Source organism: Pseudomonas brassicacearum (assembly GCF_009601685.2).
In the GTDB taxonomy this organism is placed as follows: Bacteria; Pseudomonadota; Gammaproteobacteria; order Pseudomonadales; family Pseudomonadaceae; genus Aquipseudomonas; species Aquipseudomonas kilonensis_B.
The window spans coordinates 2,060,960-2,080,119 of the sequence record NZ_CP045701.2 but is presented as its reverse complement, the minus strand read 5'-3'; the positions used below and the strand labels follow the sequence as shown (position 1 = coordinate 2,080,119).

Below are 19,160 nucleotides of genomic sequence, written 5' to 3'. Positions count from 1 at the left end.
AGATGGATATCGGGATGATTCGTGGCCTGGGCACCGTCGTCGTGATGGTTGCCTTTATCGGTCTGGCCTTGTGGGTGTTCAGCCCCAAGCGCAAGTCGGAGTTTGAAGACGCGACCTTGCTGCCGTTCGCGGATGATCCCGAAGCCATCAAGCACGTCGAGCAAGCTTCTAGGAGTAACAAAGAATGACTACGTTCTGGAGTCTGTACGTCACAGTCCTCAGTCTGGGAACAATCTTCGCCCTGACCTGGCTGCTGTTGTCGACCCGCAAGGGCCAGCGCGCCGAGCAAACGGACGAGACCGTTGGTCACTCGTTCGATGGCATCGAGGAATATGACAACCCACTGCCAAAATGGTGGTTCATGCTGTTCGTGGGCACCATTGTGTTCGCCCTCGGTTACCTGGTGCTCTACCCTGGCCTGGGCAACTGGAAAGGCCTGCTGCCAGGCTACAACTACCTGGACACCGAGAAGCAGACCGCCTTCGCCAACGGCCAGACTGGCTGGACCGGCGTCCATGAGTGGGAAAAGGAAATGGCTCGTTCGGACGCCAAGTTCGGTCCGATCTTCGCCAAGTTCGCCTCCATGCCGATCGAAGAAGTCGCCAAGGACCCGCAAGCCCTGAAGATGGGTGGCCGCCTGTTCGCCTCCAACTGCTCGGTTTGCCACGGTTCCGACGCCAAGGGTGCCTATGGCTTCCCCAACCTGACCGACGCCGACTGGCGCTGGGGCGGTGAACCGGAAACCATCAAGACCACCATCATGGGCGGTCGTCACGCCGTGATGCCGGGATGGGCTGCCGTGGTCGGCGAGCAAGGCGTCGCTGACGTGGCTTCCTACCTGGTGACCAGCCTGCACGGCCGCAAACTGCCGGAAGGCGCCAAGGCCGATCCGGCCAACGGCCAGAAACTGTTCGCGGCCAACTGCGTGGCCTGCCACGGCCCAGCCGGCAAGGGCACGCCCGCCATGGGCGCACCTGACCTGACGCATCCGGCCGGCTTCATCTATGGTTCGAGCTTCGCTCAACTGCAGCAGACCATCCGTTACGGCCGCCAGGGCCAGATGCCTGCCCAAGCGGACCTGCAAGGCAATGACAAGGTCCACTTGCTGGCCGCCTATGTCTACAGCCTGTCTCATGGCGAAAAGGCTCCGGCCGCTGACGCCCAGTAAGACAAGTAGCTGATACACCAAAGGCCCCGCCAATCAGATTGGCGGGGCCTTTTTGTTACTGGCCGAAAAACCTGGGGAAATCCGTTTTGCTTGCCGGCCACCCACACAGGTAGTAACGTGCCTACATTCAAGTTCAAACGAGGACACTTCCATGTCCATCACCACCATCTCCAGCCGCGAATTCAACCACGACACAAGTGGTGCCAAAAAAGCCACCCGTGAAGGGCCGGTGATTATCACCGACCGTGGCAAGCCGGCCCATGTGCTGCTAAGCATTGAGGAGTACCAGAAACTGACCGGCATCGGCACCAGCATTGTCGAGTTGCTGGTCATGCCCGATGCGCCGGACATCGACTTCGATACCGAGCGTGCCGTCATCGCCCCCCGCTCGGTGGACCTGTCCTGAATGTTTTTACTCGATACCAATGTCATCTCGGAACTGCGCAAACCCCAGGCAGACAAAAACGTCCAAGCCTGGGCACGTAGCGTTCCTGCTCCCAGCCTGTATCTCTCGGCGATCACCGTACTGGAACTGGAAACTGGTGTGTTGCGCTTCGAACGCAAGGACCCGGCGCAAGGCAGTCGCCTGCGGGCATGGCTGGATAGTCACGTGATGCCAGCCTTTGCCGGCAGGATCCTGGCCGTGGACCGTGCCGTCGCACTGCGTTGCGCTCGCCTGCATGTGCCTGACCGCAGCAATGAATGCGATGCGTTGATCGCCGCTACCGCCCTGGTCCATGGATTGACCGTGGTGACCCGCAACGTGAGTGATTTTCAAAGCAGCGGCGTGGCGGTGCTCAACCCGTGGGTTGGCTGATGCATATTCGGCAGTCATCACAAAATGGCCTTTTGTGGCGAGGAGGCCAACTCCCGCTGGGCGGCGGTGTAGGAGCTGTGTAGGAGCTGTGTAGGAGCTGTCGAGTGCAACGAGGCTGCGATCTTTCCACTGACAATTGAGTCGAGAGCGAAAGATCAAGATCAAGACCAAGACCAAGACCAAGATCAAGATCAAGATCAAGATCAAGATCAAAAGATCGCAGCCTTCGGCAGCTCCTACGCGCAGCCGAGCGGGAGCAAGTTCCCTCGCCACAAAAACAGGGCAGTCTTCAGAACGCGCCCTTCGTTTCGCTTACCGTTATGAAATAGCTATAGTCAATTGATCTGAGTCATGACTTGTTACATCCGCTACACCATTCTATGCAGACCCCCAACGCGACCAAAGGTCGCACCCTTGGGCTAGAGCGACAGGCGTATCATTGCGCCACCGCAACACCCTTTCTGACCGTGGTCGGCACGTACTGGCCCCGGCACTTTTCCACTGCCGTGGGATGCATTCGATGAGCAACCAGATTCCGGTACATGACGTCACCCCGCCTGCCAAGGACGCGAACAAAAGCGTCGACCTGTATGCCTCTCGGGAAAAAATCTACACCCGAGCCTTCACTGGCCTGTTCCGCAACCTGCGCATGGTTGGCGGCGCACTATTGTTCCTGCTGTATTTCGGTACGGTCTGGCTGAACTGGGGTGGCCATCAGGCCGTCTGGTGGAACTTGCCGGAACGCAAATTCTTTATTTTCGGCGCCACCTTCTGGCCCCAGGATTTCATCCTGCTCTCCGGGATGTTGATCGTTGCCGCCTTTGGCCTGTTTTTCATCACGGTCTATGCCGGACGCGTATGGTGCGGCTACACATGCCCGCAGAGCGTGTGGACCTGGATCTTCATGTGGTGCGAAAAAGTCACCGAAGGCGATCGCAACCAGCGCATCAAGCTCGACAAGGCGCCCATGAGCGCCCACAAGTTCCTGCGCAAGTTCGCCAAGCACAGCCTATGGCTGCTGATCGGCTTCGTCACCGGCATGACGTTCGTCGGTTACTTCACGCCAATCCGCGAACTGGTGTTCGAGTTCTTTACCGGCCAGGCCGATGGCTGGTCGTATTTCTGGGTGGGTTTCTTCACCCTCGCCACCTACGGCAATGCCGGCTGGCTGCGTGAGCAAGTGTGCATCTACATGTGTCCTTACGCGCGCTTCCAGAGCGTGATGTTCGACAAAGACACCTTGATCGTTTCCTACGACCCGCGTCGTGGCGAAAGCCGTGGCCCGCGCAAGAAGGGTGTTGACTACAAGGCCCTGGGTCTCGGGGACTGCATCGATTGCACCATGTGCGTCCAGGTCTGCCCTACCGGCATCGACATCCGCGACGGCCTGCAGATCGAGTGCATCGGCTGCGCGGCCTGCATCGACGCCTGCGACAACATCATGGACAAAATGGATTATCCACGCGGCCTGATCAGCTACACCACCGAACACAACCTTTCCGGGCAGAAAACCCATAAACTGCGCCCGCGCCTGATCGGTTATGCCTTGGTACTGCTGACCATGATCAGCCTGTTGGCAGCAGCGTTCTTCATGCGCTCGCTGGTGGGTTTCGACGTCAGCAAGGACCGCGTGCTGTACCGCGAAAACGCCGAAGGCCGGATCGAGAACGTCTACAGCCTGAAGATCATGAACAAAGACCAACGCGACCATACGTACGTCCTGGAAGCCACTGGCCTGCCCGACCTCAAGCTGCAAGGCCGCCGGGAAATCAAAGTCGCGGCCGGCGAGATCTACAGCCAGCCAGTCGAGCTGTCCAGCGCACCAGAACAACTGCCATCGAGCACCAACGAGGTGACCTTCATCCTCAAGGACGCCGATGACGAAAGCGTACATGTCGAAGCCAAGAGCCGGTTCATCGGCCCACAAACTCGTTGAGAGAACTGAACATGCCTGCAGCAACCGCCACCAGCCCTTGGTACAAGCACCTCTGGCCGTGGATCATCATCGCGATCCTGACTTGTTCGGTGACACTGAGCCTGACGATGGTAACCATTGCAGTGAAGAACCCGGACAACCTGGTCAACGACAACTATTACGAAGCCGGCAAGGGCATCAATCGTTCGCTGGAGCGTGAATTGCTGGCCCAGACCCTGCAACTGCGCGCCAACGTGCAACTGGACGAGCTCACCGGTGAAGTGAACCTGCGCCTGAACGGCAACAGCCGTCCCCAGACCCTGGAACTGAACCTCATCTCGCCGACCCAGCCGGAGAAGGACCGCAAGATCGTCCTGACCCGCAACGACAGCGAACCGGGGCGCTACGTCGGCCAGTTGACGGACAAAGTCGAGGGCCGGCGCTTTGTCGAATTGCTCGGGGTGGAGAACGACAAGACCTGGCGCCTGTTCGAAGAAGAGCAGATCAACCACAACCAGGACATCCTGCTCGGCGATGAACCGCTGCAAGGCGCTGAAGACCTGGGAAAATAAGCTAGACGACAGCCCCTGTAGGAACTGCCGAGCGAAGCGAGGCTGCGATCTTTGCCCAGCCGCTTGAGTCCCAAGCGAAAGATCAAAAGATCAAAAGATCAAAAGATCGCAGCCTTCGGCAGCTCCTACAGTTTGTGTATCTCCTTGCTTGCAAGCCCACTATGCCAGGCCTTCATGCGACAACCATGACCACTCCACAGCCCTGCTACCATTGCGCCCTGCCCGTCCCCCCGGGCAGTCGCTTCACCGCCGTTGTCCTCGGTGAAACCCGCGAGCTGTGCTGCCCGGGCTGCCAGGCTGTGGCCGAGGCCATTGTCGCCGGTGGCCTGGAAAGTTATTACCAGCATCGCAGCGAAGCGTCGGCCAACCCTGACACCCTGCCCGTCCAGTTGACCGATGAACTGGCGCTGTACGATCGCCCTGACGTGCAGCAATCATTCGTGCGCCATGAAGGCGAACTGGCCGAAACCACCCTGTTGATGGAAGGCATCAGTTGTGCTGCCTGCGGCTGGTTGATTGAAAAACAATTGCGCAGCCTGCCGGCCGTGGCCGAGGCGCGGTTGAACCTGTCCAATCATCGCCTGCATGTACGCTGGGCCGACGCTCAACTGCCGCTGAGCACGCTGCTCGCCGAATTGCGCCAGATCGGCTACGTAGCGCACCCGTACCAGGCCGACCAGGCCTGTGAACAACTCGCCGCACAAAACCGCCTGGCCCTGCGCCAACTGGGTGTAGCCGGCCTGCTGTGGTTCCAGGCGATGATGGCGACCATGGCCACCTGGCCGGAATTCAACATCGACCTGAGCCCGGAGATGCACACCATCCTGCGCTGGGTTGCCCTGTTCCTTACCACACCCATCGTGTTCTATAGCTGCGCGCCATTCTTCAAGGGCGCCATGCGCGACCTGCGCACCCGCCACCTGACCATGGACGTTTCGGTGTCCCTGGCCATCGGCGGCGCTTACGTTGCCGGAATCTGGACGTCGATTACCGGTGTCGGCGAGTTGTACTTCGATGCCGTGGGCATGTTCGCCCTGTTCCTGCTGGCCGGCCGTTACCTGGAACGCCGGGCCCGGGAGCGCACGGCGGCCGCCACCGCCCATCTGGTCAATCTGTTACCGGCCTCGTGCCTGCGCCTGGAGGATAACGGCCAGAGTGAACGCATCCTGCTCAGCGAATTGCGCACCGGTGACCGGGTGCTGGTGCATCCCGGGGCGGTCCTGCCGGCTGATGGCAGGATCCTCGATGGCCAGTCCAGCATCGACGAATCGCTGCTGACCGGCGAATACCTGCCACAACCTCGCCAGGTGGGCGACGCGGTCACCGCCGGCACGCTGAACGTCGAAGGAGCCTTGACGGTCCAGGTGCTGGCCCTTGGGCAAGACACCCGGTTGTCGGCCATCGTGCGGCTGCTGGAACGGGCCCAGGCCGAGAAGCCGCGACTGGCGGAAATCGCCGACCGCGCCGCCCAATGGTTCTTGCTGTTCTCCTTGCTCGCCGCTGCCGTCATCGGGCTGGTGTGGTGGCAACTGGACGCTTCGCGCGCGTTCTGGATCGTCCTGGCGATGCTGGTCGCCACCTGCCCTTGCGCGTTGTCCCTCGCCACGCCGACCGCCCTCACCGCGGCCACCGGCACCCTGCACAAGCTTGGCCTGCTGCTGACACGCGGCCATGTGCTGGAAGGCCTGAACCAGATCGACACGGTGATTTTCGACAAGACCGGCACCCTCACCGAAGGCCGCCTGGCGTTGCGTGCCATTCGGCCATTGGCGGCCCTCGACAGCGATCAATGCCTGGGCTTGGCCGCTGCCCTGGAAAACCGCTCCGAACACCCCATCGCCCGCGCCTTCGGCCGCGCGCCGTTGGCCGCCGAACAGGTGCAAAGCACCCCAGGGTTGGGGCTGGAAGGCTTGGTGGCCGAACAGCGCCTGCGCATCGGCCAGCCCGGTTTTGTCTGCGAACTGAGTGGCGCCGCCGTACCGAAAATGCCGGACGAACCGGGGCAATGGCTGTTGCTGGGCAATGAGATCGGGCCACTGGCCTGGTTCGTCCTCGATGACCGCTTGCGCGTCGATGCCCCGGCCCTGCTGGCGGCCTGCAAGGCACGGGGTTGGCGGACATTGCTGCTATCGGGAGACAGTTCGCCGATGGTTGCCAGCGTCGCCGCCGAGCTGGGCATCGATGAAGCCCGCGGCGGCCTGCGCCCGGACGACAAACTGGCCGTGTTGCAGCAGTTGCACCAGCAGGGTCGCAAGGTGCTGATGCTCGGCGATGGCGTGAACGACGTGCCAGTGCTGGCGGCGGCGGACATCAGTGTCGCCATGGGTTCGGCCACTGACCTGGCCAAGACCAGCGCCGACGCGGTACTGCTGTCCAACCGCCTCGACGCCCTGATCCACGCCTTCAGCCTGGCCCGCCGCACCCGCCGGGTAATCATTGAGAACCTGGTGTGGGCAGGGCTGTACAATGGCCTCATGTTGCCGTTCGCCGCCCTCGGCTGGATTACGCCGGTGTGGGCCGCGGTCGGCATGTCCATCAGTTCGTTGACCGTGGTGTTGAATGCGCTGAGGCTGACGCGTCAGCCCAAGACGCCGGTTTTCGACGCCACGCCCGATACCCGCCCGCTGCCGGTCTGAGCCGCACGGGCATGGAGTTCCGACATGCCAGCTCTCTACGTGATGATCCCCGCCGCGCTGCTGATCGTGGCCATCGCCGTGTACATTTTCTTCTGGGCCGTGGACAGCGGGCAGTACGACGACCTCGACGGTCCGGCCCACAGCATTCTGTTCGACGATCAGGACCCGAACCACAAGGCGGCAGTGGACGAAGCCAGTGGCGAGGCCCGCAAGCCGGACGACAAGGCCCCACCCCATGCTTGATCTGGCGCCACTGCTGGTTTCGGCGGTTATCCTTGGCCTGCTCGGCGGCGGACACTGCCTGGGCATGTGCGGCGGACTGATGGGCGCCCTGACCCTGGCGATTCCCAAGGAACAACGCAGCCGGCGCTTTCGGTTGCTGCTGGCGTACAACCTGGGGCGGATCCTGAGCTACGCCGCCGCCGGGTTGCTGATTGGCCTGGCCGGTTGGGCCGTGTCCAATAGCCCGGCAGCGATGATCATGCGAGTGCTGGCCGGCTTGCTGTTGATTGCCATGGGCTTGTACCTGGCGGGATGGTGGAGCGGCCTGACCCGCATCGAAAGCGTGGGGCGTGGCTTGTGGCGGCACATCCAGCCGGTCGCCAACCGCTTGCTGCCGGTGTCGAGCCTGCCCCGGGCCTTGCTGCTCGGCGCGCTATGGGGCTGGCTGCCGTGCGGTCTGGTCTACAGCACCCTGTTGTGGTCCGCCAGCCAGGGCAATGCCCTGGACAGCGCGCTGCTGATGCTCGCCTTCGGCCTGGGCACCTGGCCGGTGCTGCTCGCCACCGGCCTGGCCGCCGAACGCGTCACCGCCCTGCTGCGCAAACGCAGCGTGCGCATGGCCGGTGGCTTGTTGGTGATTGTTTTCGGGGTATGGACACTGCCGGGGCCGCATCAACATTGGCTCATGGGGCATTGACCGAATGGAGCTCATATCCACCACAAATCCTTTGTGGGAGCGGGCTTGCTCGCGATTGGCCCTGACTCAGCTCCCACCCCGTTGACGCAAATCAAAACGTCCACGCCCACGCGCCCCTAGACTCGCCCCATGCCAGTCTATCCGGGGAATGCCCGCATGCTCGACACCATTTGTTGGGACTCAGATCTCATCCGCCGTTACGACCTGGCGGGACCACGCTACACCTCGTACCCCACTGCGGCGCAGTTCGGCAGCCAGGTGGGCACCTTCGACCTGCTCCACGCCCTGCGCGACAGCCGCAAGGCCCTGCGGCCGCTGTCGCTGTACGTGCACATACCGTTCTGCGCGAACATTTGCTACTACTGCGCCTGCAACAAAGTCATCACCAAGGACCGCGGTCGCGCCCACGCCTACCTGCAGCGCCTGGAACAGGAAATCCAATTGATCGGCTGCCACCTGGACCCCACCCAGCGCGTGGAACAGTTGCACTTTGGCGGCGGCACTCCGACATTCCTCAGCCACGACGAACTGCGCCAACTGATGGCCAAGCTGCGCCAGCACCTGAACCTGCTGGACGACGATTCCGGTGACTACAGCATCGAAATCGACCCCAGGGAAGCCGACTGGTCAACCATGGGCCTGCTGCGCGAACTGGGTTTCAACCGGGTCAGTATCGGCCTGCAAGACCTTGATCCAGCGGTGCAGCGTGCCGTCAATCGCCTTCAAAGCCTGGAAGAAACCCGTGCCGTGGTCGAAGCCGCCCGGACCTTGCAGTTCCGTTCGATCAACATCGACCTGATCTACGGCCTGCCCAAGCAGACCCCGGAAAACTTCGCCCGCACCGTCCAGGAAGTCATCCACCTGCAACCGGACCGGCTCTCGGTGTTCAACTACGCCCACCTGCCGGAACGCTTCATGCCCCAGCGGCGCATCAACAGCCAGGACTTGCCGAACCCGGAGCAGAAACTGGCGATGCTGCAAGGCACCATCGAACAACTCACCGACGCCGGTTACCGCTACGTCGGCATGGACCACTTCGCCCTGCCCGACGACGAACTGGCCATCGCCCAGGAAGAGGCCACGTTGCAGCGCAACTTCCAGGGCTACACCACCCATGGTCACTGCGACCTGATCGGCCTCGGCGTGTCAGCCATCAGCCAGATCGGCGATGTGTACTGCCAGAACAGCAGTGACCTGAACCACTACCAGAACACCCTCGCCGACGGACAACTGGCGACCAGTCGCGGGCTGATCTGCAACGCTGACGACCGGCTACGGCGCGCGGTGATCCAGCAGTTGATCTGCCATTTCCACCTGCCCTTCGCCGAGATCGAGCAAACCTTCAACATCGATTTTCGCGGCTACTTCGCGCTGCAGTGGCCGCAATTGCAGGCCATGGCCGCAGACGGGCTGATCGAGCTGGATGACAACCACATCCGGGTCTTGCCTGCCGGGCGCCTGCTGGTGCGATCGGTGTGCATGGTGTTCGATGCCTATCTGGACCAGCACAATCGCCAACGCTTCTCCCGAGTGATCTGAGCGCGACAATTTGACGACGAAGCCACGCTGGCCGGACTGTCTGCTCTGGGGTACCCTTACGTCCTATGCGTGATTTCCCACAAGGATTTAAGAAATGTCCGAGCCAGTCAAACTGCGCGCCCACAACCAGGCCCATTGCAAGGATTGCAGCCTGGCCCCCCTCTGCCTGCCACTTTCGCTGAACCTGGAGGACATGGACGCGCTGGACGACATCGTCAAACGGGGTCGCCCGTTGAAAAAAGGGGAATTCCTGTTTCGCCAGGGCGATACCTTCGATTCGGTCTATGCGGTGCGCTCGGGCGCCTTGAAGACCTTCAACCTGAGCGACGGCGGCGAAGAACAGCTCACCGGCTTCCACCTGCCCAGCGAACTGGTGGGCCTGTCCGGCATGGACACCGAGTCCCACCCGGTCTCGGCCCAGGCCCTGGAAACCACCTCGGTGTGCGAAATCCCCTTCGATCGCCTGGATGAGCTGGCCATACAGCTGCCGCAACTGCGCCGCCAGTTGATGCGCGTCATGAGCCGGGAAATCCGTGACGATCAGCAAATGATGCTGCTGCTCTCGAAAAAAACCGCCGACGAGCGTATCGCCACGTTCCTGGTCAACCTCTCGGCACGCTTCCGCGCCCGCGGGTTCTCGGCCAACCAGTTCCGCTTGAGCATGTCGCGCAACGAAATCGGCAATTACCTGGGTCTGGCGGTGGAAACCGTGTCCAGGGTATTCACTCGCTTCCAGCAGAACGAGTTGATTGCCGCCGAAGGCAAGGAAATTCACATTCTCGACCCGATCCAGCTCTGCGCCCTGGCCGGCGGCTCGATCGAAGGCTGATGGCCGCGCGCGGCTGAGGGATGTTCCCAGCCGCGCTATACTGCCGCGTTTGCAGCTTAGCCAGGACACCTCCACGATGGTCTTTGACTCCTTCGACATCAAATCCCTGATCCGCCCTGTGATCGATTTCCCCAAGCCCGGCGTGATCTTTCGCGACATTACCCCCCTGTTCCAATCCCCGACTGCCCTGCGACTGGTCATGGACAGTTTCGCCCACCGGTATGTCGAGGCCGAGTTCACTCACATCGGCGCGATGGATGCGCGGGGTTTCCTGATTGGCTCGATCCTGGCCTATCAGTTGAACAAGCCGCTGATCTTGTTCCGCAAGCAAGGCAAGCTGCCGGCCGATGTGCTGGCCGAGGGTTACCAGACCGAATACGGCGAAGCCTTCCTTGAAGTGCACGCCGATAGCTTGTGCGAGGGTGATTCGGTGGTGATGTTCGATGACCTGATCGCCACCGGCGGCACGCTGATCGCCGCTGCCAACCTGATCCGCCGCATGGGCGCCAAGGTCCATGAGGCCGCGGCGATCATCGACCTGCCGGAGCTGCTCGGCACCCAGCGCCTGGAAGACATGGGGATTCCCACTTTCTGCCTGACGCAGTTCTCGCTCAGCGAAAAATAATCTCGCCAACGAAACACAAATCCCTGTGGGAGCGAGCTTGCTCGCTCCCACAGGGATTTGTGTTGCTGTTACAACGCGATCGGCTTGCGCCCCGCAAACGAATGCGCCAGCGTCCCGCCATCCACCAGTTCAAGCTCCCCACCCAGCGGCACGCCGTGGGCGATGCGCGAGGCGACCATGCCTTTATTGTTGAGCAGTTGGGCGATGTAATGGGCGGTGGCTTCGCCTTCGACCGTCGGGTTCGTAGCAAGGATGACTTCCGTGAACGTACCCGCTTCTTCGATCCGCGCGATCAACTGCGGAATGCCGATGGCTTCAGGCCCCAAGCCGTCGAGCGGTGACAGATGGCCCTTGAGCACGAAATAACGGCCACGAAAACCGGTCTGCTCTACCGCATACACATCCATCGGCCCCTCCACCACACAGAGCAAGCTGTCGTCCCGTCGCGGGTCGGCACATTGTGGGCAGAGGTCGTCCTCGGTGAGGGTTCGGCATAAACGGCAATGCCCTACGCCTTCCATGGCCTGGCTCAGGGCCTGGGCCAGGCGCGAACCGCCGCTGCGATCACGCTCGAGCAATTGCAACGCCATGCGCTGGGCAGTTTTCTGACCTACACCCGGCAACGTTCGCAGGGCATCGATCAGTTGGCGAATCAAAGGGCTGAAGCTCATGGAGGAAATGTCCGACATAACAACGAGACGCGGTTTATACCCGCGCCTCCGATTAGCGTCAAATACTCAATCCTGCGCGACCCGCACCACCAACTTGCCGAAGTTGCGCCCTTCCAACAACCCGATAAACGCCTGCGGCGCATTCTCAAGGCCATCGACCACGTCTTCACGGAACTTGACCTTGCCATCACGCACCCAAGGGACCATGGCGCTGATGAACTCCGGCTGACGGTCACCGTAGTCATCAAACACAATAAACCCCTGGATCCGCACACGCTTGGTCAGCAAAGTGCGCTGCAACTGCGGCAAGCGATCCGGGCCGCTCGGCGCTTGATGATCGTTGTAGGAAGCGATCAAGCCACAGAGCGGGATCCGCGCCTTGGCGTTGAGCAATGGCACGACGGCATCAAACACCTTGCCACCGACGTTTTCGTAATAGATATCGATGCCCTTGTCGCAAGCCTGCGCCAGCTCCTGGGCAAAACTCGCGCTCTTGTGATCGACACAGGCGTCGAATCCCAGCTCGTCGACCACGTACTTGCATTTCTCACTGCCACCCGCGACGCCGACGACACGCAGGCCCTTGATCTTTGCCACCTGTCCGACCACCGAGCCCACCGCACCCGAGGCCGCCGCGACCACCAGGGTCTCCCCGGCCTTGGGCTGGCCAATGTCCATCAGCCCCATGTAAGCGGTCATGCCCGGCATACCCAGCACACCCAGGGCCATCGACGGGCTGGGCAGCCCAGAAGGGATGGGCATCACGTTGCGCCCGTCGCTGATGCAGTGGCTCTGCCAACCGGTGGCCCCTACCACCAGATCACCCTCCTGGAATTTCGGGTGCGTCGAGCGTTCCACGCGGCTGACGGCGCCACCGGTCATCACCTCGTCGATTTGCACCGGAGCAGCGTAGGAAGGTCCGTCACTCATTCGCCCGCGCATGTAGGGGTCCAGGGACAGGAACAGTGTCTTGAGCAGGATCTGCCCTTGCGCCAGGTCCGGCAGCGTCACGTGCTCCAGCCGGAAATTGTCCGGGGTCGGGGCGCCGTGGGGGCGGGAGGCAAGGACAATGCGCTGGCTGGAAGTCGATGCTTGTGACATGGAAGCGTCTCCTTGATCGTTGAGTGGCACGTATAGGGAGCAGACCATTGCCAAGGGGGTGGCGTTCGATGTTTGTTCAGCAGGTGCTTGTGGGAGCAAGGCTTGTCCCCACAGATAAGATTTCTGCCACCGCTCGCTCCCATGACAGAAACAAAAATGCCAGGCGCGATGCCTGGCATTGTGTGTAGCCCATCCCGACCGGGATGGCGAATCAGAACGGCAGTTTCATGCCCGGCGGCAGTTGCATGCCGGCCGTCATGCCGGACATCTTGTCCTGGCTGTTGGCTTCGATCTTGCGCACCGCGTCATTGACGGCGGCGGCGAACAGGGCTTCGAGCATTTCCTTGTCGTCTTCGCTCAGGCCTTCGACCACGCTTGGGTCGATGCTGACGCGCTTGATGTCGTGGCGACCGGTCATGACCACGGTCACCATGTCGCCGCCGGACTTGCCGGTGACTTCGGCGTTGGCCAATTCTTCCTGCATCTTGGCCATTTTTTCCTGCATCTGCTGCGCCTGCTTCATCAGGCCGGCCATGCCACCTTTCATCATGGGAATCACCTCGAAAGTACTTGGATAAACAACGCGCCCGGCCCGTTCGGCCCGGCGCCTTCAGTTATGAGCCCTGGGTGACCGGGGCCTCGACAGGTTCGATAGTATCGTGACGAACCACGGCGCCGAACTGTTGCATCATCTGCTGGATGAATGGATCACCGTGGATCGACTCCTCCGCTTCGCGCTGACGGTCCGCACGGCGCCGGGACGCCGCTTGGGCCGGGGTCTCCTGCTCGGGCTTGATCAGCTCGATGGTCAGCGTCAGGGGGCGCTGGTGGTACTGGTTCAGCGCATCGTTGAGGCGACGTTGCTGGGTCGCATTGAACAGGGCGCTGTGGGCCGGGTCCAGGTGCAGCAGCCAGTGGTCGCCTTCCACGGCGATCAACGTGCAGTTGGCGGCGATGCTGCCGGTCATGCCGCTGATCGGCAGTTTAGGGAACAGCTCCAGCCATTGCAGGGCCAGCCCGGTGGCCGGCATCGCCGCAGGTTCCGGCTCGGGCTCCGGGGCCGGCTCAGCAGCGTGCTCGCTGGCCAGGTCGTCCAGGTAGCTGTAGGCCGAATCCATGTCCGGCTCGATGTAATCCTCGTCCAGCGGTGGCTCGTCGTCCTCGTCGACGCCTGGCGTGGCGACATCGACGTCGGCCACTGTCGGCTCGGGCACCGGCGCGGCAACCCACTCCGGCGCATCGGGCACCACGCTGTCGGGCGTTGGCAAAGGCATCGGCGGCAACTCAGGCTGCTCGGCGACGGTCTCCAGGACCGGCTCCACGGCAGGTTGCTGGACAACCTCGGGCTCGATCGGATCGTTCCAAGGCAGATCGACGACGGCTTCAACGACCGGTTCGGGCAGCGCCTCAGCGACCGGTTCAGGTTCTGGCTCAGGGACTGCAGCAACGGGGGCCGGGGCCGGTGGTACCACAGGTGCCGGCGCTACCGGAGCCGAAGCCACTGCCGGCGCAACGACGGGCGCGGCAGCCACTGGCTTGGCGGAATCAGCTGTGGCCTGGCTGATCCCCACTGGCTTTAGCGTTTGCCTCGGGGCGTCCGCCGTGTCGGCTGGCCGGAACGCCAGCATTCGCAGCAGGACCATTTCGAAGCCGCCGCGCGGGTCCGGTGCCAGGGGCAGGTCGCGACGACCGATCAGGCCCATCTGGTAATAGAACTGCACGTCTTCGGCCGGCAATGCCTGGGCCAGGGCCAGTACGCGATCACGGTCGCCGTGGCCGTTGTCGACACCCTCAGGCAAGGCCTGGGCGATGGCGACCCGGTGCAGCACGTTGAGGATTTCCGAGAGCACGCCATTCCAGTCCGGGCCCTGCTCGGCCAGGTGACGCACCGCTTCGAGCAGCGCCTTCGCGTCGCCTTCGATCAGCGCATGCAAAACGTCATAGACCTGGCCGTGATCGAGGGTGCCGAGCATGGCCCGGACATCCGCGGCCATGACCTTGCCTTCACCGAAAGCGATGGCCTGGTCGGTCAGGCTCATGGCGTCACGCATCGAACCATCGGCGGCGCGGCCCAGCAGCCACAGCGCATCGTCCTCGAAGGGCACATTCTCGACGCCCAGTACATGGGTCAGGTGCTCGACCACCCGCTCCGGCGTCATGTTCTTGAGGGAGAACTGCAGGCACCGCGACAAAATGGTTGCAGGAAGTTTCTGCGGGTCGGTGGTCGCCAGGATGAACTTGACGTAGGGCGGCGGCTCTTCGAGGGTCTTGAGCAGCGCATTGAAGGAATGACTGGAGAGCATGTGCACTTCGTCGATCAGGTAGACCTTGAAGCGCCCACGGCTCGGCGCGTACTGCACGTTGTCGAGCAGCTCGCGGGTGTCTTCGACCTTGGTGCGGCTGGCGGCGTCGATCTCGATCAGGTCGACGAAGCGGCCCTCGTCGATTTCCCGGCAGACCGAGCACTCGCCGCAAGGCGTGGAGGTGATGCCGGTTTCACAGTTCAGGCACTTGGCGATGATCCGCGCGATGGTGGTCTTGCCCACGCCACGGGTACCGGTGAACAGGTAGGCATGGTGCAGCCGCTGGCTGTCCAAGGCATTGATCAGAGCCTTGAGCACATGGGTCTGGCCGACCATTTCGCGGAACGAGCGCGGACGCCATTTACGTGCAAGAACCTGATAACTCATCGAAAACCGTCGCAACGAAGGAACATAAGCGGCTAATGCTAGCGGAGCAGGGGCGAAATTGCATCCGGTGTGCTCGTCTAATCTGACTAAGATTGGATCAGAGACCCGCTTGTCGACATGGGTTTTGCACAATCAGGAGAGTTTATGCGTTCAGCCATGGGGGCTTTGCTGTTGTTGGGTACCAGTTGCTTTGCCGAGGAAGGCCCCCTGCGTTTCGCCATTACCGACGGCTGGGCGATGCCCATGGTGCAGATCGAACGAGGTCGCCCGACCCAGGGCATCCTTCCCGATATATTGACCAGCCTGGCGACCCAGATGGCAATGCCGGCGCAATTCCATGTCCTGTCCCGCGCCCGCCTCGACGGCGCCATGAAACACGGCGAGATCGACGTGCGCTGCTATGTCAGCCCCGATTGGGTGAAGGACAGCGGCGACTACCTCTGGAGCAGCCCGCTGTTTTTCCAGCGCGACCTGCTCGTCGCCACGGCAAGCGCCCCTGCGGCGGTCACGCTCAGCACGTTGCCGGAGCAGCCCATCGGCACGGTGCTCGGCTATACCTACCCCACCTTGCAACCCTTGTTCAACCGTGGACAACTGCACCGCGACGATGCCCGCAGCCAGGAACAAGTGCTGGCGAAACTGCTGGCCGGGCGTCATCGCTACGGGATCAGCAACCAATGGGCGCTGGACTGGTTCAATCAACGTCATACCGCTGATCGGCAACTGCAAGAGGTGGCAGTGCTTCAGGAACAGCAGTTGAGTTGTTACGTGCGCAACGATCCGAACATTCCAGCACAACGCATTCTGGAAACCTTGTCGAACATGAAAACGTCCGGGGAGATCGACGCGATCATCCAGCTTTACACGGGCCGCAGTGAAGCATCGCGGGCCAGGAGCGAGGCGTCCTCCCCCTGATCGCCTGGCCGCTGCTGCCATTGCGACGGCGGGATGAACCCCTGCACCCAGCCGGGTATCTGCTCGGGCGGCATGGGCCGGGCGATGAAATAACCTTGTGCCACCTCGCAGCCCAGGCTCAACAGCAGTTGGCCATGCTCAAGGCTGTCCAACCCTTCGGCGACCACCTCACGGCCAAACGCCCGGGCCAGGCCAATCACCGCTTCGGTCAGTGCCAGGTCGTCACGGTCATGGAGAATGTCGCGGACAAAGGTCTTGTCGATCTTGATGGTTTGCGTGCGCAGGTGCTTGAGGTCGTTGAGCGAGCAATAGCCCGTGCCGAAACCACCCAGGGAAAACCCCACGCCCAAGGCATGGCAGGCCTGGAGGCAGGCGCTGACGTGGGCAAGGTTTTCCACCGCGACGGATTCGACAATCTGCAGATCCAACAGACGTGGCGGTACCGCCGGATGCCGTTCCAACACCTGTCGCAGCCGCTCGACAAAATCCGCCCGCTGGAAATGCCGCGCCGAGATATTGATGCTCACCGGCCAGCCCTGCCCCGCTTGCTGCCATTGCTGCAACTGGGTCAATACCTGCTCCATGACCCACTCGCCGATCTCGACGATCAGGTCGGTCTCTTCCACCAGCGGCAGGAACTCCCGTGGCGGCACCAGGCCGCGTTGCGGATGCTTCCAGCGCAGCAGCGCCTCCAGGCCGACCACGGTGCCATGACGCATATTGACCTTGGGCTGAAAATGCAGCCGCAGTTCATTATCGGCCAGTGCCTGGCGGACCCGTTCGACGGTCTGGTAAGTGGCTCGCACTTCCTTGTCCCGGGACACATCGAACAAGTGGAAACGATTGCGACCGCTCTGCTTGGCCACGTACATCGCCTGGTCGGCGTGGCGCAACAACGTCTCGGCGTCTTCGTTATCCCAGGGGAACAGTGTGACGCCAATGCTGGCGAAGACCTTGATGTCCTTGCCGTCAATACCATACGACTTGGAAACGGCGATCAACACCCGGTTCAACGCGGCGTGCAACTCATCCATCCCACGCACATGACGCAGCACCAGCACAAACTCGTCGCCCCCCAACCGCGCCACCACATCCTCGCCACGCACGATACTGCGCAGGCGCCTGGCGACCTCCACCAGCAACCAATCACCACTGGCGTGACCATAGCCATCATTGACCGCCTTGAAGCCATCGAGGTCGAGCATGCACACTGCCAGGGGCAAGTTTTCCGCACGGGAAAACGCCAGGGCCTGGTCCAGCAGATCGGACAGATAAGTACGGTTGGGGAGCCCGGTCAGCACATCGTGACCGACCCGCCATTGCAGCGAATGCAGCAGGCGACGCTTTTCGCTGACGTCGAAGCGAATCGCCAGATAGCGCTCGACTTGCCCTGTCTCGTCATCGATCACCGGCACCAGGGTGGTGTCGACCCAGTGCAGCGTACCGTCCTTGGCCCGGTTGCAGATTTCCCCTTTCCAGACCTGGCCCAGGGCGATGGTGCGCCACATGGTGCGGAAGAATTCGTCAGGGTGCTCGCCGGAATTGAGCAGGCGATGGTTCACGCCCAGCAGCTCATCGCGCCGGTAGCCAAAAAGGCTGCAAAATTGATCGTTGACGTAGGTGATGCGCCCGCTCAGATCGGTTTCGGAAAAAATCGCGGCGGCGTCAACGGCTCTGCGGTACTTCTTATCCATCGAAGCAGTCATCCATGAGTCAGGCTCATTTGTCGCGCGCGGTTGCACCGCCTTCAAGACAGGCGAAAATCAACTAGGCTCAAACACTCTGAGGAAAGCTGGAGCGCGGGCCTTGGCGGGGTTAAGGGAGGGCTTCAGCCCTTGCCTTGTATCGCGGCAAGAAACGCAAGGCCCGGTCTCTGCACACACCCCGGTTTCTGAAGCAGGTCACCAAATACCCGTGCCAAAGGCCGATTCTACGAAAGACATCACATTTTGCAAAGCAAGGTGATGGATCACGCGGTTGCCTAATGCGAAAATCTATCGTTAAGTTCTTGATTCTAAATGGGAATTAAGCGATGCAAATTTCAAGTTTGGGTCCAGCCATCAGACGCTACCGCAAAGTAGCGGGGCTTACTCAGGCTGAACTTGGCGAAAAAACCGGTTTTGACCCCAAAACCATCAGCCGCTTCGAAACCGGCACCTACACCCCCAGCGTCGAAGCCTTGTTCCTGCTTGCCAATGTGCTGGATGTACAACTGAAAGCCTTTTTTGCCGACATGGGCGATGAGGACGAACAGCGGGCGTATCTGTTCGGTGTCATACACAAAGCCCCCTCCAAGGACCTGGGAAAACTGATCGCAGCGGTCGACCAGGCCTTGTCCAAGCCTTGATGCAGATGTGAAAGAGAAGCCGGGACTGTCGATGGGAGGCAGGCCGGGTTTCTCTTTGACTTCGGCCTGTCCTGCCTGGCCAAAACCTGAACAGCAGAACGCACTGATCGATTCGATCAGCAACACAAAAAGAAATTTTGAATTTGGCAGACCCTGCGAACGAAGGCCTGAGCGTTATGGAGGCAACCCCACCAGCCACACCCCGGCACACAATGTTCCCGCTGTGGCTGCTTCCTTCCGGATCTGACCAGGTTCACGGGTAATCGTTGCGGGGGGACCGATGGGGTCACCATAACGACGCCCGCCTGACGGCGAGCCGCGCCATTGTACCTATCTGGCAAGAAGTTACAACCGTTCGTGCCGGATTAAAAAACTTAAGATGTTCAAGCACTTGCTGTGGCAGCAAAGCTTGCTCG

19 protein-coding genes and 1 other RNA gene are annotated in these 19,160 nt (G+C 61.5%); 14 read left to right on the top strand and 6 right to left on the bottom strand.

Translation table 11 applies throughout. The features are described from left to right. The first annotated feature begins 2 nt into the window (after positions 1–2). From GFU70_RS09080 to GFU70_RS09025, 12 genes are all read left to right on the top strand, one after another. Positions 3–188, top strand: coding sequence for a CcoQ/FixQ family Cbb3-type cytochrome c oxidase assembly chaperone (locus GFU70_RS09080; RefSeq protein ID WP_003175465.1), 186 nt, complete (start codon positions 3–5; stop codon positions 186–188). After that, a complete protein-coding gene (ccoP, locus tag GFU70_RS09075; RefSeq protein ID WP_116642836.1) occupies positions 185–1,168 on the top strand; it encodes a cytochrome-c oxidase, cbb3-type subunit III in 984 nt (327 codons plus the stop codon). The genes GFU70_RS09080 and ccoP overlap by 4 nt, the downstream gene beginning before the upstream one ends. 151 nt (positions 1,169–1,319) lie before the next feature. Next, the gene (locus GFU70_RS09070) at positions 1,320–1,574 is read left to right on the top strand and encodes a type II toxin-antitoxin system Phd/YefM family antitoxin (RefSeq protein ID WP_024618410.1); all 255 of its coding nucleotides are present in this window, start codon (positions 1,320–1,322) and stop codon (positions 1,572–1,574) included. Continuing rightward, positions 1,575–1,985 (top strand): type II toxin-antitoxin system VapC family toxin, encoded by a 411-nt coding sequence (locus tag GFU70_RS09065; protein WP_153387901.1) that lies wholly within the window; start codon positions 1,575–1,577, stop codon positions 1,983–1,985. A gap of 520 nt (positions 1,986–2,505) precedes the next feature. Next, the gene (ccoG, locus tag GFU70_RS09060; RefSeq protein WP_064106769.1) at positions 2,506–3,921 is read left to right on the top strand and encodes a cytochrome c oxidase accessory protein CcoG; all 1,416 of its coding nucleotides are present in this window, start codon (positions 2,506–2,508) and stop codon (positions 3,919–3,921) included. Between the two features lie 11 nt (positions 3,922–3,932). Further along, positions 3,933–4,472 (top strand): FixH family protein, encoded by a 540-nt coding sequence (locus tag GFU70_RS09055; protein ID WP_058544614.1) that lies wholly within the window; start codon positions 3,933–3,935, stop codon positions 4,470–4,472. A gap of 185 nt (positions 4,473–4,657) precedes the next feature. Then, positions 4,658–7,108 (top strand): heavy metal translocating P-type ATPase, encoded by a 2,451-nt coding sequence (locus GFU70_RS09050; protein ID WP_153387900.1) that lies wholly within the window; start codon positions 4,658–4,660, stop codon positions 7,106–7,108. A 24-nt stretch (positions 7,109–7,132) separates the two neighbouring features. After that, positions 7,133–7,351 carry a cbb3-type cytochrome oxidase assembly protein CcoS gene (ccoS, locus tag GFU70_RS09045; RefSeq protein ID WP_003183505.1) on the top strand — a complete coding sequence of 73 codons (219 nt, stop codon included), beginning with the start codon at positions 7,133–7,135 and terminating at the stop codon, positions 7,349–7,351. Beyond that, positions 7,344–8,027, top strand: coding sequence for a sulfite exporter TauE/SafE family protein (locus tag GFU70_RS09040; protein ID WP_058544612.1), 684 nt, complete (start codon positions 7,344–7,346; stop codon positions 8,025–8,027). The genes ccoS and GFU70_RS09040 overlap by 8 nt, the downstream gene beginning before the upstream one ends. A gap of 156 nt (positions 8,028–8,183) precedes the next feature. Further along, on the top strand, positions 8,184–9,566 hold the full coding sequence (gene hemN, locus GFU70_RS09035; protein ID WP_153387899.1) for an oxygen-independent coproporphyrinogen III oxidase: 1,383 nt from the start codon (positions 8,184–8,186) through the stop codon (positions 9,564–9,566). Positions 9,567–9,660: 94 nt separating this feature from the next. Continuing rightward, complete coding sequence (fnr, locus tag GFU70_RS09030; RefSeq protein ID WP_003199588.1) at positions 9,661–10,395, top strand: fumarate/nitrate reduction transcriptional regulator Fnr; 735 nt, start codon at positions 9,661–9,663, stop codon at positions 10,393–10,395. A gap of 76 nt (positions 10,396–10,471) precedes the next feature. Further along, complete coding sequence (locus tag GFU70_RS09025) at positions 10,472–11,020, top strand: adenine phosphoribosyltransferase (protein ID WP_058544610.1); 549 nt, start codon at positions 10,472–10,474, stop codon at positions 11,018–11,020. Between the two features lie 68 nt (positions 11,021–11,088). On the opposite strand, the gene recR is transcribed toward GFU70_RS09025, so the two are convergent. From recR to dnaX, 4 genes are all read right to left on the bottom strand, one after another. Continuing rightward, a complete protein-coding gene (gene recR, locus GFU70_RS09020; RefSeq protein WP_153387898.1) occupies positions 11,089–11,691 on the bottom strand; it encodes a recombination mediator RecR in 603 nt (200 codons plus the stop codon). A gap of 66 nt (positions 11,692–11,757) precedes the next feature. After that, on the bottom strand, positions 11,758–12,792 hold the full coding sequence (locus GFU70_RS09015) for an NADP-dependent oxidoreductase (RefSeq protein ID WP_116642840.1): 1,035 nt from the start codon (positions 12,790–12,792) through the stop codon (positions 11,758–11,760). Positions 12,793–13,003: 211 nt separating this feature from the next. Then, a complete protein-coding gene (locus GFU70_RS09010) occupies positions 13,004–13,342 on the bottom strand; it encodes a YbaB/EbfC family nucleoid-associated protein (RefSeq protein WP_003183512.1) in 339 nt (112 codons plus the stop codon). A gap of 64 nt (positions 13,343–13,406) precedes the next feature. After that, positions 13,407–15,482 (bottom strand): DNA polymerase III subunit gamma/tau, encoded by a 2,076-nt coding sequence (gene dnaX, locus GFU70_RS09005; protein WP_116642841.1) that lies wholly within the window; start codon positions 15,480–15,482, stop codon positions 13,407–13,409. A 144-nt stretch (positions 15,483–15,626) separates the two neighbouring features. Here dnaX and GFU70_RS09000 point away from each other — a divergent pair, with 144 nt between their 5' ends. Then, positions 15,627–16,397, top strand: a complete 771-nt coding sequence (locus tag GFU70_RS09000) for a substrate-binding periplasmic protein (protein WP_153387897.1) — start codon at positions 15,627–15,629, stop codon at positions 16,395–16,397. Here GFU70_RS09000 and GFU70_RS08995 read toward each other — a convergent pair. Further along, positions 16,343–18,091, bottom strand: coding sequence for a putative bifunctional diguanylate cyclase/phosphodiesterase (locus tag GFU70_RS08995; RefSeq protein ID WP_116642843.1), 1,749 nt, complete (start codon positions 18,089–18,091; stop codon positions 16,343–16,345). The genes GFU70_RS09000 and GFU70_RS08995 overlap by 55 nt on opposite strands. Before the next feature lie 338 nt (positions 18,092–18,429). Between GFU70_RS08995 and GFU70_RS08990 the strand changes: the two genes are divergently transcribed. After that, a complete protein-coding gene (locus tag GFU70_RS08990) occupies positions 18,430–18,744 on the top strand; it encodes a helix-turn-helix domain-containing protein (protein ID WP_014339392.1) in 315 nt (104 codons plus the stop codon). A gap of 186 nt (positions 18,745–18,930) precedes the next feature. Here the strand turns inward: GFU70_RS08990 and ffs are convergent. Beyond that, positions 18,931–19,027, bottom strand: an RNA gene (gene ffs, locus GFU70_RS08985) — signal recognition particle sRNA small type. Positions 19,028–19,160: the final 133 nt, after the last annotated feature.

What these genes read in the sequence shown, in the direction of transcription:
- dnaX (WP_116642841.1), bottom strand. Translation starts at nt 15,482, where the DNA reads ATGAGTTATCAGGTTCTTGCACGTAAATGGCGTCCGCGCTCGTTCCGC.
- GFU70_RS09025 (WP_058544610.1), top strand. Translation starts at nt 10,472, where the DNA reads ATGGTCTTTGACTCCTTCGACATCAAATCCCTGATCCGCCCTGTGATC.
- ccoP (WP_116642836.1), top strand. Translation starts at nt 185, where the DNA reads ATGACTACGTTCTGGAGTCTGTACGTCACAGTCCTCAGTCTGGGAACA.
- GFU70_RS09010 (WP_003183512.1), bottom strand. Translation starts at nt 13,342, where the DNA reads ATGATGAAAGGTGGCATGGCCGGCCTGATGAAGCAGGCGCAGCAGATG.
- hemN (WP_153387899.1), top strand. Translation starts at nt 8,184, where the DNA reads ATGCTCGACACCATTTGTTGGGACTCAGATCTCATCCGCCGTTACGAC.
- GFU70_RS09000 (WP_153387897.1), top strand. Translation starts at nt 15,627, where the DNA reads ATGCGTTCAGCCATGGGGGCTTTGCTGTTGTTGGGTACCAGTTGCTTT.
- GFU70_RS09015 (WP_116642840.1), bottom strand. Translation starts at nt 12,792, where the DNA reads ATGTCACAAGCATCGACTTCCAGCCAGCGCATTGTCCTTGCCTCCCGC.
- GFU70_RS08995 (WP_116642843.1), bottom strand. Translation starts at nt 18,091, where the DNA reads ATGGATAAGAAGTACCGCAGAGCCGTTGACGCCGCCGCGATTTTTTCC.
- ccoS (WP_003183505.1), top strand. Translation starts at nt 7,133, where the DNA reads ATGCCAGCTCTCTACGTGATGATCCCCGCCGCGCTGCTGATCGTGGCC.
- GFU70_RS09080 (WP_003175465.1), top strand. Translation starts at nt 3, where the DNA reads ATGGATATCGGGATGATTCGTGGCCTGGGCACCGTCGTCGTGATGGTT.
- fnr (WP_003199588.1), top strand. Translation starts at nt 9,661, where the DNA reads ATGTCCGAGCCAGTCAAACTGCGCGCCCACAACCAGGCCCATTGCAAG.
- GFU70_RS09065 (WP_153387901.1), top strand. Translation starts at nt 1,575, where the DNA reads ATGTTTTTACTCGATACCAATGTCATCTCGGAACTGCGCAAACCCCAG.
- GFU70_RS09040 (WP_058544612.1), top strand. Translation starts at nt 7,344, where the DNA reads ATGCTTGATCTGGCGCCACTGCTGGTTTCGGCGGTTATCCTTGGCCTG.
- GFU70_RS09050 (WP_153387900.1), top strand. Translation starts at nt 4,658, where the DNA reads ATGACCACTCCACAGCCCTGCTACCATTGCGCCCTGCCCGTCCCCCCG.
- GFU70_RS09070 (WP_024618410.1), top strand. Translation starts at nt 1,320, where the DNA reads ATGTCCATCACCACCATCTCCAGCCGCGAATTCAACCACGACACAAGT.
- ccoG (WP_064106769.1), top strand. Translation starts at nt 2,506, where the DNA reads ATGAGCAACCAGATTCCGGTACATGACGTCACCCCGCCTGCCAAGGAC.
- recR (WP_153387898.1), bottom strand. Translation starts at nt 11,691, where the DNA reads ATGAGCTTCAGCCCTTTGATTCGCCAACTGATCGATGCCCTGCGAACG.
- GFU70_RS09055 (WP_058544614.1), top strand. Translation starts at nt 3,933, where the DNA reads ATGCCTGCAGCAACCGCCACCAGCCCTTGGTACAAGCACCTCTGGCCG.
- GFU70_RS08990 (WP_014339392.1), top strand. Translation starts at nt 18,430, where the DNA reads ATGCAAATTTCAAGTTTGGGTCCAGCCATCAGACGCTACCGCAAAGTA.